This is a genomic window from Micromonospora orduensis (assembly GCF_006228125.1).
GTDB lineage: Bacteria > Actinomycetota > Actinomycetes > Mycobacteriales > Micromonosporaceae > Micromonospora > Micromonospora orduensis.
On sequence record NZ_VDFY01000122.1, the window covers coordinates 1 to 16549 of the forward strand.

The 16549-nt window shown below is 71.8% G+C and carries 17 protein-coding genes and 1 pseudogene; 8 read left to right on the forward strand and 10 right to left on the reverse strand.

Annotation, left to right across the window (positions count from 1 at the left end; translation table 11 throughout):
• Positions 1-91: 91 nt before the first annotated feature.
• From FHG89_RS09765 to FHG89_RS09775, 3 genes are read right to left on the reverse strand one after another with little or no spacing between them, the layout of a single operon-like run.
• A complete protein-coding gene (locus tag FHG89_RS09765) occupies positions 92-430 on the reverse strand; it encodes a YbaB/EbfC family nucleoid-associated protein (RefSeq protein ID WP_139584053.1) in 339 nt (112 codons plus the stop codon).
• 10 nt (positions 431-440) lie between these two features.
• A complete protein-coding gene (locus FHG89_RS09770) occupies positions 441-1367 on the reverse strand; it encodes a WXG100 family type VII secretion target (RefSeq protein WP_139584054.1) in 927 nt (308 codons plus the stop codon).
• Entirely contained in the window at positions 1364-1759 is a 396-nt protein-coding gene (locus tag FHG89_RS09775) for a type VII secretion target (RefSeq protein WP_139584055.1), read from the reverse strand. The genes FHG89_RS09770 and FHG89_RS09775 overlap by 4 nt, the downstream gene beginning before the upstream one ends.
• 133 nt (positions 1760-1892) lie before the next feature.
• On the opposite strand from FHG89_RS09775, the gene FHG89_RS09780 reads away from it, so the two are divergent.
• The 5 genes from FHG89_RS09780 to FHG89_RS09800 all read left to right on the forward strand — a co-directional run bounded on the left by FHG89_RS09780 (position 1893) and on the right by FHG89_RS09800 (position 5367).
• On the forward strand, positions 1893-2531 hold the full coding sequence (locus tag FHG89_RS09780; RefSeq protein ID WP_139584056.1) for a transporter: 639 nt from the start codon (positions 1893-1895) through the stop codon (positions 2529-2531).
• Entirely contained in the window at positions 2528-2839 is a 312-nt protein-coding gene (locus FHG89_RS09785; protein ID WP_139584057.1) for a winged helix-turn-helix domain-containing protein, read from the forward strand. The genes FHG89_RS09780 and FHG89_RS09785 overlap by 4 nt, the downstream gene beginning before the upstream one ends.
• The gene (locus tag FHG89_RS09790) at positions 2836-3756 is read left to right on the forward strand and encodes an ABC transporter ATP-binding protein (protein ID WP_139584058.1); all 921 of its coding nucleotides are present in this window, start codon (positions 2836-2838) and stop codon (positions 3754-3756) included. The genes FHG89_RS09785 and FHG89_RS09790 overlap by 4 nt, the downstream gene beginning before the upstream one ends.
• A gap of 12 nt (positions 3757-3768) precedes the next feature.
• Entirely contained in the window at positions 3769-4506 is a 738-nt protein-coding gene (locus FHG89_RS09795; protein ID WP_139584059.1) for an ABC transporter permease, read from the forward strand.
• A gap of 96 nt (positions 4507-4602) precedes the next feature.
• Positions 4603-5367 carry a VOC family protein gene (locus FHG89_RS09800; protein ID WP_139584060.1) on the forward strand — a complete coding sequence of 255 codons (765 nt, stop codon included), beginning with the start codon at positions 4603-4605 and terminating at the stop codon, positions 5365-5367.
• 17 nt (positions 5368-5384) lie between these two features.
• On the opposite strand, the gene FHG89_RS09805 is transcribed toward FHG89_RS09800, so the two are convergent.
• From FHG89_RS09805 to FHG89_RS09820, 4 genes are all read right to left on the reverse strand, one after another.
• On the reverse strand, positions 5385-6197 hold the full coding sequence (locus FHG89_RS09805) for an ABC transporter ATP-binding protein (protein WP_139584061.1): 813 nt from the start codon (positions 6195-6197) through the stop codon (positions 5385-5387).
• On the reverse strand, positions 6194-7255 hold the full coding sequence (locus FHG89_RS09810) for a FecCD family ABC transporter permease (RefSeq protein WP_425280163.1): 1062 nt from the start codon (positions 7253-7255) through the stop codon (positions 6194-6196). Before FHG89_RS09810 ends, FHG89_RS09805 begins: the two co-directional genes overlap by 4 nt.
• A gap of 103 nt (positions 7256-7358) precedes the next feature.
• Positions 7359-8288 (reverse strand): ABC transporter substrate-binding protein, encoded by a 930-nt coding sequence (locus tag FHG89_RS09815; RefSeq protein ID WP_139584062.1) that lies wholly within the window; start codon positions 8286-8288, stop codon positions 7359-7361.
• A 354-nt stretch (positions 8289-8642) separates the two neighbouring features.
• Entirely contained in the window at positions 8643-10520 is a 1878-nt protein-coding gene (locus FHG89_RS09820; RefSeq protein WP_139584063.1) for a M14 family metallopeptidase, read from the reverse strand.
• 211 nt (positions 10521-10731) lie between these two features.
• Between FHG89_RS09820 and FHG89_RS09825 the strand changes: the two genes are divergently transcribed.
• On the forward strand, positions 10732-12069 hold the full coding sequence (locus FHG89_RS09825) for a C39 family peptidase (RefSeq protein WP_139584064.1): 1338 nt from the start codon (positions 10732-10734) through the stop codon (positions 12067-12069).
• 65 nt (positions 12070-12134) lie between these two features.
• Here the strand turns inward: FHG89_RS09825 and FHG89_RS09830 are convergent, their stop codons facing one another.
• From FHG89_RS09830 to mqnE, 3 genes are all read right to left on the reverse strand, one after another.
• Complete coding sequence (locus tag FHG89_RS09830; RefSeq protein WP_139584065.1) at positions 12135-12416, reverse strand: DUF4229 domain-containing protein; 282 nt, start codon at positions 12414-12416, stop codon at positions 12135-12137.
• A 61-nt stretch (positions 12417-12477) separates the two neighbouring features.
• The gene (locus FHG89_RS09835; RefSeq protein WP_139584066.1) at positions 12478-12915 is read right to left on the reverse strand and encodes a hypothetical protein; all 438 of its coding nucleotides are present in this window, start codon (positions 12913-12915) and stop codon (positions 12478-12480) included.
• Between the two features lie 23 nt (positions 12916-12938).
• Positions 12939-14108, reverse strand: coding sequence for an aminofutalosine synthase MqnE (mqnE, locus tag FHG89_RS09840; protein ID WP_139584067.1), 1170 nt, complete (start codon positions 14106-14108; stop codon positions 12939-12941).
• A 238-nt stretch (positions 14109-14346) separates the two neighbouring features.
• Here mqnE and FHG89_RS09845 point away from each other — a divergent pair, with 238 nt between their 5' ends.
• On the forward strand, positions 14347-15885 hold the full coding sequence (locus tag FHG89_RS09845) for a C40 family peptidase (RefSeq protein WP_139584068.1): 1539 nt from the start codon (positions 14347-14349) through the stop codon (positions 15883-15885).
• A gap of 114 nt (positions 15886-15999) precedes the next feature.
• Positions 16000-16549 (forward strand): annotated as a pseudogene (locus tag FHG89_RS09850) (hypothetical protein); the annotation flags it as partial.

Sequence of the window (16549 nt, forward strand, 5' to 3'; positions counted from 1 at the left end):
GGGCGATCCCCGTCTTCGCGACGGCGAGCACCTGCTCACCCGGCTCGACGAGCTGGGTGAGCCGTGCGGAATAGTCGAGGTCCGTCACGGGTCAGTACCGATCCGGGTGGGGCTGACCCGCGCCGGGCGCGTCGGCCATCACCTCACCGACCAGTTCGCGTACGCGGGCGGCCGCCGCCTCCTGGGCGCGCTTGGCGGCGGCGGTGAACTCCTCGGCCAGCGTGTACGAGTCGAACCGCATCGCCCGGGCGTTGACGTCGGTCGAGACGATCGTGCCGTCGGCCGAGGCGGTGACCCGGACCAGGCCGGAGTCGCTCACGCCCTCGGCGCTGCTGTCTTCGAGCTCGGCCATCTTGCCGGCCAGCTCACGCTGCCAGCCGTCCAGGTTGCGGGCCAGCGCCTCGATGCGGTCCAGACCGGGAAAGGTCATGTCGGTCCCCTCAGGTCAGGATTGAGTCGAAGACATTCTGCACGCCCTTGGTGTAGGGGCCCAGATCCTCGCGGTAGGTGCCGTCCACCAGGTAGTTGCGGTCCTTGGTGCCGTCGGAGACGTCGTGCAGCCCGACCCCGGTGTCCAGGAGGGACCCGCCCAGGCCGGGGATGTTCACCGGAGACGCCTGGTTGATCAGGAACTTGCCCGGGAAGAGGGTCTTGAATTTCTCTATCTGGAAGGCTCGCGCCTCGGCGGTCCAGCCGGACTTGTTCCACGCCCGGTACGCCTTCTTCGCCTTGCGGATCTCCAGCACCGCGCGGCGGTACCTCATCAGCAGCTCGGCGACCTTCTGCATCTTGGTCGCCAGCTTGGTCAGGATCTCCGCGAAGCGTGCCACGATCTTGACCATCCGGCCGACGGCGGTGGCCAGCTTGGCCAGCACCCGGACCACAGTCGCCGCGAGCGAGATGCCGGCGCTGAGCGCCGCCGCCGCCGCCGCGATGATCACCTCGGTGAGGAACCAGAGCAGGAACTCGAGGATCAGCTCGACCAGCAGGTTGAACGCGTCGACAGCCGCGTTGGCCGCGTCGACCAGCACCTCCTTGGTGCCGTCCAACCCCTTGGCCAGCTCCTCGATCGCCTCCTCCACCGAGGCCATCGAGGCGTGGAAGCTCTCGGCGGCGTCGCCCGTCCAGTAGCCGCGCAGCCGGGCCCGGTCCTGGATCTGCTCGCCGGCGATCTCGCGGACCGCCGCGCCGGTGTCCAGGCAGAGCTGCGCGGCCCGCATCAGGTCGTCCGGCTCGCCCGCGACAAGCTCGAGCAGCTGCTCGAAGGGCCAGAGCACCGCGTTGGACAGCGGCTTGAACGGGTCGGGGGTGCCCGAGACGATCTGCTCGAAGTAGGTCTTGTTGCGCTGCAACGCCTCGGTGCTCATGCGGGCACCGGCCCGGTCGTGCCACCGGCGCCGGGCGACCAGGGGCCCGGCGCGATGACGTCGGGGGCGGCCGGGCGGCCCGGTACGAACATGTCGGTGTTGGCCACGTCGGTGCCGGTGTACGCCCCGGCGGTGTCGCGGAGCCCTTCGGCGATGTCCGCCATCACCTCGGCGCCGTCGGCCAGCCCCTGGAGGCACGCCTCGAACTGCTCGGCGTACGTCCCGGCGAGGCTGAACGAGGCAGGCATCACCCCGAAGGCGTGCCGGGGCACGTGGCCGTCGCCGAACGAGCGGTGCAGCTCGCGAAAGCGGGCCGCCCGGTCGGTGGAGGCCGCGGCGAACGCCGTCAGCGCCTCGGGCTGGACGTCCAGCTCTCTGCTCGGGCTCGACACGGACCCTCCCCTGTGTCCTGTGCGACGGATCAGCCGCTACAGCCACCCACCATAGGCACTGCGCGCCGCCGTCGGTGACCCGCCCGCGGAACAGGGGCACACCACCTCGACTTTGTGCCGTAAAGTTGTTTGCATGACCCCCGACGACGACCTGCCGCCCACCGACGCCGCTGCCGCGCTCCGGCTGATCGAGGACCAGCGCTCGCAGACGGCACGCCGGCTCGAGCCGGACCCCCGGGTGCTCTACTGGCCGTGGGGCGTCGCCTGGCTGGTCGGCTTCGGGCTGTTCTTCCTACGCTTCGCACCCGACGACCGGGTGCTGGTCCGGCTGCCCGGGTGGCTGCCGCTGACCGTCCTCTTCGTCCTGCTCCTGGCCGCCGCGGCGATCCAGGCGGTGGCCGGCGCGAAGGCGTACGGCCAGGTGACAGGCGACTCGGCGACGCGTGGGCGCTGGTACGGCTGCGCCTGGGCGCTGGGATCGGTGAGCGTGTATGCGGGGCTCGGCCGGATCAGCGAGCACCTGCCGCACGACCTGGCGGCGCTGCTCTGGTCGGCGACGGCAGTGGGACTGACCGGCGCGCTGCACATGGCCGGCGGTGCGATCTGGCTGGACCGGGACCTGTTCCGGCTGGGCGTATGGATCAGCGTGATCAACGTGGTCGGCACGTTCGCCGGGCCGGGCTGGCACTCGCTTGTGGTCTCGGTGGCCGGCGGTGGCGGCATTCTCGTCGCCGGTCTGCTCGCCCACCTGCGTCGCCGGCGCGCACGATGACCGATCTCGACCCGGTCATCCACGCCCAGGCTCGACTGCGCGTGGTGGCGAGCCTCTCCGCGCTGGGCGACGGGGACCGGATCACCTTCCCCCGCCTTCAGGACCTGCTCGGCATGACCGCCGGCAACCTCTCCGTCCACCTGCGCAAGCTCGAGGACGCCGGATACGTGGAGATCAGCAAGACCCACCGTGGACGCACCCCGACCACCCTGATCCGGCTCAGCCGGCGGGGCCGGCTGGCGTTCGAGGAGTACACCGAAGCCATCCGCACCCTGCTCGACCCCACCCCGTCGAAGGAGCAGCAATGACCCTCGCCCGAGCCGACCAGGCCAGCCGCCGGTACGGCGACGTCCTCGCCCTCGACCGCGTCGACCTGGAGGTGCGGGCAGGTGAGCTGGTCGGCCTGCTCGGTCCGAACGGCGCCGGCAAGAGCACCCTGATGAACCTGCTGGTCGGGCTGCGCCGGCCCAGCTCCGGGCGCGTGGAGCTGTTCGGCGGCGATCCGCGCGACCCGGCGTCGCGGCGACAGGTCGGCGTCACCCCGCAGGAGACAGGCCTGCCCGGCACACTGCGCGTCGGCGAGGTCGTCGACTTCGTCTCCGCGCACTACCCCGACCCCGTGCCCCGGGGGGAACTGCTCGACCGCTTCGGCATCGGTGACCTCGTCCGGCGGCAGACCGGCGGGCTCTCCGGCGGGCAGCGCCGCCGGTTGGCCGTGGCGCTGGCGTTCGTCGGTCGGCCCCGACTGGTGCTGCTCGACGAGCCGACCACCGGCCTGGACGTCACCGCCCGGCACACCCTCTGGGACGCGATCCGCGCGTTCCACGACGACGGCGGGACAGTCCTGCTGAGCAGCCACTACCTGGAGGAGGTCGAGGCGCTGGCCCGCCGGGTCGTGGTGATCGGGCAGGGCCGGGTGCTCGCCGACGACACGGTGGACGCGGTGCGCGGCATCGTCGGCGTACGACGGGTCAGCCTGCTCGCCGACGAGCTGCCCGAACTGCCCGGCGTGGTCCGCACCGAACGCATCGACGGTCGGCTGCACCTGCTCACCACCGACGCCGACGAGCTGGTCCGGGCGCTGGTCACCACCGGGACCGCCTTCACCGACCTGGAGGTCCGACCGACCTCGCTGGAGGAGGCGTTCCTCGCCATCACCGGCGAGGACCGACCCACCGCCGAAGGTCGGCCCGCCACCGCCGCCGCCCGACCCACCACCGTCTGAGGAGGCGACCCGATGCAGCTCGCCCTGGTCCACGCCCGCTACCAGCTCCTGGAGATCATCCGAATTCCGGTGGCCGTCTTCGGCAGCGCCTTCTTCCCGGCCGCCGCCATGATCTTCTTCGTGGTGCCGTTCGCCGGCGACGACGCGGTCGGCGCCACCTACGCCACCGCGTCGATGGTCACCTTCTCGGTGATGAGCGCCAACATCTTCCAGTACGGCGTCGGCGTCGCCGAGGACCGCGACCAGCCCTGGAACCCGTACACCCGGACCCTGCCGGCTGGGCCGGCACCCCGCTTCGCCGGCCGGGTGCTCGCCGGCCTGGCCCTGACGTACCTCTCGCTGATCCCGGTCGTGGTGATCGGCGCGACGCTCACCGCGGCCCAGCTCACCCCGGCGGCGTTCCTGCTGGCCCTCGGCACGGTGGCCGTCATCTCGGTGCCGTTCACGCTGATGGGGCTCGCCATCGGCTACTCGCTGCCGAGCAAGGCGGCGATCGTGGTCGCGCAGGTGGTCTTCCTGCCGCTGGCGTTCGGCGGCGGCCTGCTCTCCGCGCCCGGCGACGCGCCCGGGTTCATCGAGACGATCGCGCCGTACCTGCCCACCCGCGGGGCGGCCGAACTGATGTGGTCGGCGGTCGGCGACTACTCCGTCGAGCCGCTGGCGCTGGTCATGCTCGGCGTCTGGGTGGTGCTGCTCGCGGCACTGGCCGCCTGGGCGTACCGGAGGGACGAGGGTCGCCGGTTCAGCTGACGATTCGTCCGTTTCCGCCCCGAGCCGCGGCGGGACGGTGCCAGGATTCCGGCAGGGGGGCCACCGGAGCCGCCCGGGCCGAGAGGGGTCTTGACCGTGAGCACCGTCCCGCCGGGCACGCCCTGCTGGGCCGACCTGGCCACCCCGGACCTGACCGACGCGCGGCGCTTCTACCCGGAACTGTTCGGCTGGACCGGCCAGGTCACGCCGGAACCCGAGGCGGGCGGCTACACCATCTTCCAACTCGACGGCCAGGCCGTGGCCGGCGCCGGACCGCCGGCCATCCCGGACCAGGTGCCGATCTGGTCGACGTACGTCGCCACCGACGACGCCGAACTCGTCGCCGGCCGGGTCGAACGGGCCGGCGGACAGGTGGTGGTGCCGCCGTTCGAGGTGTTCGACAGGGGCTGGATGGCGGTCTTCGCCGACCCGGCCGGCGCCACGTTCAGCGTCTGGCAGCCACTGACCATGGTCGGTGCCGAGGTGGTCGGCGTACCGGGCGCGATGAGCTGGAACGAACTGGTCACCCCCGACCCCGAGGGCGCGAAGGTCTTCTACGAGCTGGTGTTCGGCTGGCAGCCCGACGACCAGGCGGTCGCCGGGACGACGTACACCGGGTGGCGCCTCGGGGCGCGGATCGTCGCCGGGATGATGCGGCCACTGGCCGAGGACTTCCCGGCCGACCTGCCGGCGTACTGGACCGTGTACTTCGCGGTGGCCGACGCGGACGCCGCCGCGGCCCGCGCCTCCGAACTCGGCGGCACGATCCTGGTCCCGCCCCGCGACATCCCGTCCGGCCGGTTCGCCGCCCTGCGCGACCCCCAGGGCGCCCTCTTCTCGGTGATCGACCTCGGCCCCTGACGCACTCCGGTCGTGGCTCAGGGAGTGGGGCGGGGGCGGACGGGAACCACCAGCGGGCCATGGGCTCCGGGGACCACCCGGATGCTGGCCCGGTAGTGGGTGGCGAGCAGATGCTCGGTCAGCACCTCGTGCGGGGTTCCGGACGCCACCACCCGGCCGTCGGCGAGCATCACCATGCGGTCGGCGTACTCGCCGGCCAGGGACAGGTCGTGCATGGTGGCGAGCACCGTGAGGCCGCTCTCCCGGCGGAGCTGGTCGACCAGTTCCAGCACCTCCTGCTGGTGGCCGATGTCGAGGGCGCTGGTCGGCTCGTCCAGCAGCAGCAGCGTCGCGCCCTGAGCCAGCGCGCGGGCCAGGAAGACCCGCTGCCGCTCGCCCCCGGAGAGGGTGGCCAGCTCGCGGCGGTGAAAGCCCACGAGATCCAGCCGGTGCAGCACCTCGTGTACGGCGTCCACGTCGGCCGCGGACTCCCGGCCCAGCGGCGGAATGTACGGGGTGCGGCCGAGCAGCACGTAGTCCAGCACCGACATGCCGGGCGGTACGATCGGGGACTGCGCCACAGTCGCCACCACCCGGGCGCGGTCCCGGCGGCGCAGCGCGGCGCTCGGCGTACCGAAGAGGGTGATGGCCTCCGGCGCGGGCAGCAGGCCGCCGATGGCGCGCAGCAGGGTCGACTTGCCGGCGCCGTTCGGACCGATCACGGTGACCCACTCACCGGCGGCGATGGTGAGATCGACTCCGGTGAGGATGGGGGTTCCGTCCAGGCTGACGTGCAGCCCCCGCACTTCGACGGCCGGCCCGCCGGCAGCGGCGGCCTGCTCGGGGCTCATGTGAGCACCCGCCGGGCGGTGCGCAGCACGAGGACGAAGAACGGGCCGCCGAGCAGAGCGGTGACCACCCCGATCGGCACCTCGGCCGGCGCGGCGGCGGTACGGGCCACCACGTCGGTCAGCGCCAGGAACGCGCCGCCGAACAGCAGCGACAGCGGCAGGATCACCCGGTAGCTCGACCCGGCGAGCAGCCGGACGGTGTGCGGCACGATGATGCCCACGAAGCCGATCAGCCCGGTCGCGGAGACCGCCGCCGCGGTGCCCAGGGAGGCGGCGGCGATCAGCAGGTACCGGGTGCGCTGCGGGTGCAGGCCGAGGCTCCTCGCCTCGTCGTCGCCGACCGCGAGGACGTCCAGCTCACGGCGGTGCAGCAGGACCACAACAGTGGTCAGGGCGGCGTACGGCAGCACCAGCAGCACGTCGTGCCAGCCGGCCGTGGCGAGCCGGCCGAGCAGCCACGAGTAGACCGGCTGGATGCTGTCGGCGTGTCGTTGCAGCAGGTACGTCTGCCCGGCGGAGAGAAACGCGGAGACCGCCACCCCGGCCAGGATCAGCATCGCCGGAGACCGGCTCCGCCCGCCGGCCCCTCCGAGCACGTACGTCATGGTCACGGCGAGCAGTGAACCGGCGAACGCGGCCAGCGGGATGGTCAGCGGCAGCCCGGAGATCGAGCCCTCCCGGCCGGCGCCGCCGAGGGCGATCACGGCGGTGACCGCGAGGCCCGCACCGGCGGCGACCCCGAGCAGGTACGGGTCGGCCAGCGGGTTGCGGAACACGCCCTGGTAGCAGCCGCCGGCAAGGGCGAGCAGGCCACCGACGAGCAGGCCCAGCACCACCCGGGGCAGCCGCAGCTCGGTGACGATCGCGGCCTCCCGCTCGGAGAGCCCGCTGTCGAGGTGCACGCCGGGGATCAGGTTGAGCAGTTCGGCGGCGACGCTGCCCGGCGGCAGGCTCACCGGGCCGAGCGACACCCCGGCGACCAACGCGACGAGCACCGCGACCGCGCCGGCAACCAGCCAGCGCTTACGCAGCCCGGCGGGCCGCGACCTGGACTGCAGTTCGGCGGGCCGGGGCTCGGACGGCCGCCCGGCGGGTCGGGTGCCGAATCGCAGCCCGGCCCGCCGGGACGGAGGCGGCGTCGTGGTCACCGACGGACGACTGTCACGCGGGCACCTTGGCGACCGCGTCGATGATCACCCGGAGCAGATCCACGACTCGCGGCCCCCAGCGGGAGGCGATGTCGTCGTCCAGCGCGATGACCTGGTTGTTCTTCACGGCGGTGAGCCCGGCCCAGCCGCTGCGCGCCTTGACCGTGTCGGCGTTCTGCTGGCAGCACTTGGAGTCGGCCAGGAAGACGAAGTCCGGGTCGGCCTTGACGACGAACTCCTGGGAGAGCTGCGGGTAGCCGAAGTTCTTACCGTCCGCGTCGGCGGGGTCGGCGATGTTGGTCAGGCCGACCAGGCTGTAGAGCGAGCCGATGAAGGTCTTGCTGGTGGCGCTGTACAGCTCGGGGCCCAGCTCGTGGAAGTAGGTGAGCTTCTCGGCGCGCTGCGGCAGGTCCTTGACCAGCTTGGCGATGTCGTCCTTCATCCGGGTGGTCACGTCGGCGGCCTGGTCGGCGTGCCCGGTCAGCGTGCCCAGCTCGGTGATCTGCCGGTACGTGTCGTCGAGCGTGGTCGCCGCCGGGGTCTGGTACACCGGGATCTTCAGCTTGCCGAGCTGCTCGACGATCTTGTTGCGGTCGTCGGAGAGCACCACCAGGTCGGGGTTCTTACCGGCGATCGCCTCGGCGTTCGGCTGGAACGCGGAGAGGTCGCTCTTGGGCGCGTCGGCCGGGTAGTTGGACTGGTCGTTGACGGCGGTCACCTGCGGGCCGGCACCGATCGCGAAGAGCATCTCGGTGGCGGTGGGCGACAGCGCAACGATCTTCTCGGGGCGCTTGTCGAGGGTGAGCGCGCCGACCGTCACCGGGTAACTGGCGGCCGCGGTGCCGGCGCTGGGCTGCTCGTCGGCCTTTTCGGCGCAGGCGCCGAGGGCGAGCGCGGCGACCGCGAGGGTCGCGGCGAAGAGCCGAGGGGTACGTCTGAACATGGGGCCTCCTGTCGGTCGAGGAGTGTGGTGCTTCGCCGACAGGGACTTTCGTACGCCCGCCCACGAGGCGCCCTTCCTCGAGAGCGCGTGTCGCGACCGGTCCGCAGGCGACCTGGCTCGTCCCCACCGTCGGGCGGGGCATCACAGTTGCGGGACAGCGCCGGGTTGAGCACCGGCTTCGCTGCGGACTGATCGGTAAGACGGTAGCGCACCGACCCGACGTGCCGGATCGATCAAGGGTCGATCGACGGTACGCGATCGGTGGACCGCTGCGGACCGAGCGATATGTCCCGGATCTGGAGGCTCGGGGACGGGTGGTGGGGCCCCGCCGGGGCGGAGCGGGGCCCCACCCGATCAGGAGAAGGTGATGGTGACGTTGTCCACAGCCGCCTCGACGAGACTGGCGCCGGAGGCGTCCGCCGCCTCGACGAGGATGCGGACGGACTGGCCGGCGTACGGGGTGAGGTTGAGGTTGGCCACCGCCCAGCTCCCGTTGCGGTTGGTGGCCGCGCCGGCCTGGGTGAGCAGGCCGGTCGTGCCGCCGTTGTGCACCACGCTGACCCGCAGGTAGTCGGCCGACGAGGCGTTCGAGCCGTGCGCCAGGTACCAGGCGAGGGAGAGGGTCAGCGTGCCGGACGACGGCAGCGTCACCGCCGGGGACCGGGCGCTTGTCACGCCGCCGTCGACGTCGTAGTCACCGGCCGCCGAGCCGGCGAGCGGGCCGGTGACCAGGTCGTTGGAGCCGGCGTACGGGGTGAGCTGCTTGGCGCCGGAGGACGTGGTCGCCTGGGCGGCGCCCCGCTCGAACGCCCCGAGGGTGGCGGTGTCGGTGCCGGACGGGTTGATGGTCCAGCCGGTGGCCGTCTCGAAGGTGTCCGACCAGACAGTGGTGCCTCCGCCGCCGCCGCAGTACTGCGCCTGCTTGCCGATGGCCCGGTACGGGCAGTCCGCGTACTCGCTGAGCAGCAGCACGGCCTCGCGGTTGCGGCTGGTCTGCGCCGGGATCACCTCGTCGGGCGGGTAGAAGCCGCCGCCGCTGGCCGAGCCGGGGTACATCTCGAAGGTGTACGCCCAGATGTTGTGGGTGGCCCACATCCAGTCGAGGCTGTCCCCGTCGGTGATGTAGAGGTCGCTGGACTGCTCCGGGGTGTAGTTGTTGGTGGCCGCCATCTGCTGGCCGATGGTGGCGAAGGTGTTGTACTGGTCGGCGCTCATCCCGGTCGCGGTGTTCGCTGTGGTGTAGCCGTACGGCCAGAGCACCAGCTGCGAGTACGTGTGGAAGTCGATGTTCGCCTTGATCTGCTGGACACCGCCGACGACGCGGCTGTTGACGAAGTTGCGCAGCGCCTGCGTCTCGGGGGCGGAGAACGCCGACGGGCCGCGGTAGGTGTCCGACGAGGTGCTGCCGGACGAGCCGCCGCAGCAGCCCCAGTTGTAGCCCCAGTTGCGGTTCAGGTCGGTGCCGACGTTCGACGAACCGCTGTTGGGCTGCCGGTTCTTGCGCCAGGACCGGTACGACCCGGTGGCGATGTCGTACTCGCTGCCGTCCGGGTTGACAGTCGGCACGATCCAGATCTCCCGGCTGTTGACGATGTTGGTGATCCGGGAGTCGCCACCGTAGCTGTCGGTGAAGAGGTTGAGTAGGTAGATCGCCATCTCGACGGTCAGGTGCTCGCGGGCGTGCTGCTGGGAGTTGAACAGGATCTCCGGCTCGCTCTCGTCGGTGCCCACGTTGTCGGAGATCTTCACCGCCATCAGGTCGCGGCCCTCGTACGACGCACCAATGCTGATCTTGCGGGCGATGGCCGGATGGTCGGCGACGACCTGGTTCACGACGGCGGTCAGCTCCGCGTAGTCGTGGTAGTTGGAGTCGGCGGGCGGAAAGGCCAGTGTGCCGACGTCGCCGGCCCCGCGTTCGGCGCTGGGTGGCGGGGCGAGCGGTTCCAGTCGGAAGCCGAGTTTGCCGATGGCGGCGACCTCGGCGGCGGTGGCCGAGATGTGCAGGACGCCGTGCTCGGAGTAGTCGATGGCGGCTCCGGTGCGGGCCACCGCGTTGCGGTCGGCGAGGGTCCGGGGCCCGAGCACCCGGTAGCCGGCGGCGGCCGGCTCGGCGCCACGGTCCGGCGCCGGTCGGGCGGCGACCGGTCCGGTGGCGACGGTGACGATTCCCAGCCCGGTGACGACGGCGAGCACCAGGGCGCGGCGGAGACGGATGGGCGTGCGGAGGGCCATGGACTTCCTCCTCGGTCGGCGGGAGATCCCGCTCAGTGGAGGACACTTCACCATCTGTCACATGGTCATATCAATATGGGTCGCTGCCTTGACCATCCCAGGCAGATCATCATGGCGGCAATGATTTTCCATCCCTGAACGTCTGGCGAAACTTCCCTCCAAGCGGAACACTGACCAGCGACGATGCCCCTCTCGACACCGCGGAGCACCCATGGCCAGATCCCGCCTGCACGCGGCCGCCCTCGCCGGCGTCACCGCGCTCACCCTGCTCGCCACCGCCGCGCCCGCCACCGCGGCCCGCCCGCCCGCCACCGTCCACGACGAGCAGATCACCTTCCAGGACTGGTCCGGGCCCGCCGACTGGCACCGGGGCAGCCGGGACGGCACCCGCGTCGTGCCCGGCGCCCGGGCGGGCGTCACCCTGGCCCGCCCGGCCGGCACCATCGAGTACGCCGACCCGCACACCGGCGCCACCCGCACCTGGGAGTACGGCACCTGGACGTCGCCGGTGACCCGGATCGGGTTCGACGCCACCGAGCTGATCGCCTCCTGGAACGCCCAGACCCCCGCCGGCACCTGGATCCAGGTGGAGATGCAGGGCAGCTACACCAGCGGCGACCAGACCCCGTGGTACGTCATGGGCCGATGGGCGGCCGGCGACACCGACATCAAACGGACGAGCGTCAACCGGCAGGGCGACCCCTGGTCGACGATCTGGACCGACACCTTCAGCATCGACGACGCCGCGGCCGGGGTGCTGCTGCGGTCGTACCAGCTGCGGCTGACCCTCTACCGGGCACCCGGGCAGACCGCCGCGCCTGTGGTCCGGATGCTCGGCGCGATGAGTTCCACAGTGCCGGACCGGTTCACCGTCGCACCCAGCGCCGGGCACATCGCCTGGGGCGTCGAACTGCCGGTGCCGCGCTACTCGCAGAACGTGCACGCCGGGCACTACCCCGAGTACGACGGCGGCGGCGAGGCCTGGTGCTCACCCACCTCCACCGAGATGGTCGTCGAGTACTGGGGGCGCGGGCCGTCGCCGGCCGACACCTCCTGGGTGGACCCGACGTACCCCGACCCGACGGTCAACCACGCCGCGCGGATGACCTACGACTACGAGTACGACGGCGCCGGCAACTGGCCGTTCAACACCGCGTACGCGGCCAGCTTCCCCGGCCTGGAGGGACGGGTGACCCGGCTGCACTCGCTGGACGAGCTGGAACGTTTCATCGCCGCCGGCATCCCGGTGGTGACCAGCCAGTCCTTCCTCGCCAGTGAGCTGGACGGGGCGAACTACGGCACCTCCGGGCACCTGTTCGTGGTGGTCGGGTTCACCGCCGACGGTGACGTGATCGTCAACGACCCCGCCTCGTCGAGCAACGACGTGGTGCGCAACGTCTACAAGCGGGCGCAGTTCGAGCAGATCTGGCTGCGGACCAAGCGCGTCAACGCCAGCGGCGGCACCTCCGGCGGCTCCGGCGGCATCGCGTACCTGATCAAGCCGACGTCGAAGCCCTGGCCCACGGTCCCCGGCTCCACCAACTGGTAGGCCGACTGCGGTTGATCATGGAGTTGTTGCCCGACTGTCGGCGTGTCGTGGCAACAACTTCATGGTCACCGCTTCGGGTCGGGGTCTTCCCCTGTGGGGTTCTGGTCCTCGCCGGCCAGGGCGGAGCGGAGACGTTCCTTCTCCGTGCGGCGGCGCTCGGCGGCGTCGGCCATCTCCCCGGCCATCTCGTCGCGCCAACCGCGCAACAGGAAGAAGGAGAGCGCGGCGGAGAACGCCAACGCCAGCATCAGCTTCAGGAACACGTTCATGTCGACCAGCCAGAGGGCCGCCAGCACGGCGACGAACAGCCCGATCCGCCCCAGCGTGTACTTGACCGCCGCGCTCACCCGCACCACTCCGTTCTCTCGTCAGCCGCCCATGTCGGCGGAAAGGTCGACCTGGTCGCGGTCAGCCGGTCCGCCGGGCCAGCCAGCGGACGCCCGGAAACCACACAGTCGCGTACGCCACGGTGAACGCCGCCGCCGCCAACGAGCCGGACAGCAGCGGTGGCAACCCGGCGCCCAACCCGGCGATCAGCAGCCCGACGAAAACCCCGACGGCCGCCGCGGCAACAGCCGCCACCACCCGGGCCGCGCCGAACTCCCACGCCCGGAAGTCGTCCCAGAACAGCCAGGCCGGCAGGATCACCGCCAGCCAGCCGTTGGTGTGACCGAAGTCGCCGGCGCCGATCGAGGCGAACGCCCAGTCGAACAGCACAAGCGCCAGCACGCCGATGACCACGCCGGCCAGGCACACCCCGAGCAGGTCGCCCAGGGTACGAACGCGCCCCTGGGCGTCCCGGCGGGGAAACCCGCCCTGCTGCTCGGAACCGCTCTGCTCGGTCATCGACTGCGAGGGTACGTGGTGGCTCAGGCCCAGACCTGCTGCGGCTCGGCGCGGCGCTCGGCCAGCGACGGGGCCTTGTCGTACTCCCGGACCACGTTGTAGCGGGTGTCCCGCTCCACGGGCTGGAAGCCGGCGTCCCAGATCAGGTGCAGCAGGTCGTCGCGGTGCATGGTGTTCGGGGTGCCGTACGAGTCGGCGTCGTGGGTGATCTTGTATTCGACGACGGAGCCGTCCAGGTCGTCCACGCCGAAGTTCAGCGACAACTGGGCCACCGAGAGCCCGTGCATCACCCAGAAGTTCTTCACGTGCGGCACGTTGTCGAACAGCAGCCGGGAGACGGCGAACGTCTTCAGCGACTCGGCCGGCGACGCCATCGTGGTGCGCGCCTGGATCCGGTTACGGATCTTGCCGTCCGCCGAGTCCACGAAGTCGTGCTGGTAACGCAGCGGGATGAAGACCGCGAAGCCGCCGGTCTCGTCCTGCAACTCACGCAGCCGCAACACGTGGTCGACGCGGTGCCGGGGCTCCTCGATGTGGCCGTACAGCATCGTCGCCGGGGTCTTCATGCCCTTGCTGTGCGCCAGGGCGTGGATCCGCGACCAGTCCTCCCAGTGGCAGGCGTGGTCGACGATGTGCTGGCGGACCTCCCAGTCGAAGATCTCCGCGCCACCGCCGGTCAGCGACTCCAGGCCGGCGTCCATCAGCTCGTCCAGGATCTCGTCGGCGCTCAGCCCGCTGATCTTCTCGAACCACTGCACCTCGGTGGCCGTGAAGCACTTGAGTTTGACGTTCGGCAGCGCCGCCTTCAGCTCGCGCAGCACCTTCGGGTAGTACCGCCACGGCAGCGTCGGGTGCAGACCGTTGACGATGTGCAGCTCGGTGAGCTGCTCACCCTCCATCTCCTTCGCCTTGCGGACCGCCTCGTCGATCCGCATCGTGTACGCGTCCTTCTCGCCCGGCTTGCGCTGGAACGAGCAGTACGCACAGGACGCCGAGCAGACGTTCGTCAGGTTGAGGTGCCGGTTGACGTTGAACATCACCCGGTCGCCGTTGAGCTCGGTGCGCCTGTGGTGCGCCAGCCGCCCCAACCAGGTCAGGTCGTCGCTCTCGTAGAGGGCGACCCCGTCCTCGCGGGTCAGCCGCTCACCGGCGTACACCTTCGCTTCGAGCTCACGCTTGAGTCCGGCGTCCATGCCACGTCCCTTCCACCTGCGGTCGGATCGAGCGTACGTCGGTACACCGATCGGCCCGGCGGCACGGTCGCCGGCAGCGACCCACTTCACCAGACTCTCAGCCTCCCGTAACCCGGCCACGCATCGACATCGGTGGCGGCGTGCGGTAGTAACAAGGTGGGGCGGAACACACACACTGGTACCGTCCCGTCGGCCGCGCCCACCGAGCGCGGCGAGGAGCAGTCGGACGGGGAGCGGAATGGTCTACAGCGGGCGCGGGCGACGGCAGCGACGACGGAGCCCGGTGATCTCCCCGGTCCTGCGTCCGAAGCTCTGGGCCGCCCTGCTCGGGGCGATCGCCGCCGCAGTGCTGGCCACCCCCGCGTACGCCGAGCCCGGCGTACCCACGACGGTGCCGGACACCGGCGCGCGTCCGCCAGCGATCGGCGCGCTCCAGGTGCCCGGCGGCGCACCTGTCGCCGGTGTCCCGGCCCCGCCGCTCGTCAACGTCGGCACCGGCCCGCTGGCCGCCCAGATCTCCGCCGGCGAGATCCAGGTCGGCACGCTCGGCGACGCGTTGCTGCTGACCCAACAGAAACGCACCGCCGCGCAGGCCCAGCTCGACGCCGCCGGAAAGGCGCTGGAGACCGCGCAGGACGCCCTGCTGCGAGCCCAGCAGGCGGCTGACGCGGCCGCCGCGGACGCGGTCAAGGCCGCCGCCGCGCTGCCGCCCGGCGAGTTCGCCCAGGACATCCGCGGGCTGAGCCGGCTCCAGCAGATCACCCGTGGCGAGAAGGTCGAGGGCGGCACCACAGGCGTCGCCGGGGAGCTGTCCCGCGCCCGCGCCGCCGAGCAGGCCGCGTACCAGGCGCACTCGACGGCCAAGGCGCAGCTCGACGCCACCCAGGCCGAGTTCACCGCCGGCGAGACGGCACTGCGCACCGCCGAGGCCAGCCTGCTCAAGCTGCGCAGGGACAACGCCGCGCTGCTGATCGAGATCGAGCGTCAGCAGGAGGCCACCGAGCAGCAGATCGGCGCGGGCTATGTCGCCGGTCAGAACATCAGCGGCATGGCGGCCCACCCCCGGGCACTGGCCGCCGTCCGGTACGCGCTGGCCCAGCTCGGCGACCCGTACAAGTGGTCGGAGGAGGGCCCGGACCAGTTCGACTGCTCGGGCCTGATGTGGGCGGCGTACCGGTCCCCGGGCGCTGACTACTTCGACCTGCCCCGCGTCTCCCGCGACCAGTACGCCGCCACCCGCAGCCGGACGGTGCCGCAGACCGCGCTGCTCCCCGGCGACCTGCTGTTCTTCGCGTCCGGCAGCAGTTACACCACGATCCACCACGTCGGCATGTACATCGGCAACGGCAAGATGGTGCAGGCGCCCACCACCGGCGACGTCGTGAAGATCTCCGTCGTCAGCTGGTCCCGGCTCTACGCCGCCACCCGGGTGATCGGCGCGGTGCCGGCCCCCCCGACCATTCCCACCATTCCGGTGCCGCCGACCAACCCGAAGCCGCCCACGCCCACGCCCAGCACGACGCCGACCAAGAAGCCCACGCCGACGCCGACACCTACCGGGTCGGCCACGCCGACCCCCACTCCCACCGGCAGCGCGACACCGACGCCGACCGGCAGCGCCACGCCGAGCCCGTCGACCACCTCGAGCGGCACGCCGACGACCCCGCCACCGCCGACCACCGCACCGGCCAGCGCGACCCCGTCCGGCACGCCGGAGGCGAGCCGCAGCGGAACGGCAAGTGAGAGCCCGTCGGGCAGCCCGAAGTCCGGGAGCTGAGGCGCCACGGCCGCCTCCGGCTGTCCGCTCGGGACGATCTGTGGCACCGTGACATCCAGGCACATCCGACTCGACGTCACGGGTCCGGGTGCGAGCGTGGCACGGAGGGCGGAGATGGCCGAGCAGAAGGATCCGGCGGAGACTGTCGACCCCGTCGTCGATCGGGCTGATCCGCGGGAAACAGGCGTCACGGACTCGACGACCGGCCCCGAAGCCAGCTCGTCCGACGACGCCGGCAGCACCGACGCCGGCAGCACCGACGACGGCAGCACCGACGCTCCGGCCCCCGACGCCGGGAAGGCGACCTCCCCCGACGCGGAGCAGGCGGCCTCCCCCGACATCCAGGCCGAGACGCCGGCACCGGTACGGGCACGGGCCACCGTCCCCACCGCCGGCGCCCTGCCCGGCGATCTCCCGGTCCCCGCGTCGGCGACCGCGACCACCTACCGGGCGACCGGTTCCGCCAGCCCGGCCGCCGTCCCGCTACCCGGCCAGCGCGACGGCTCGTCCACCCCGGCGGCGCGGGCCAGCGCCACCGTGCCCGGCAGCAGCCGCGTCGCGGCCGGTGCCATGGGCACCCCGGACTCCCGGGCGAGCACGCCCGCCGTCTACCGCTCCGGCCCGGTGAACACCGAGCCGCCCGAGCCGGCACAGCCCCCGGAGC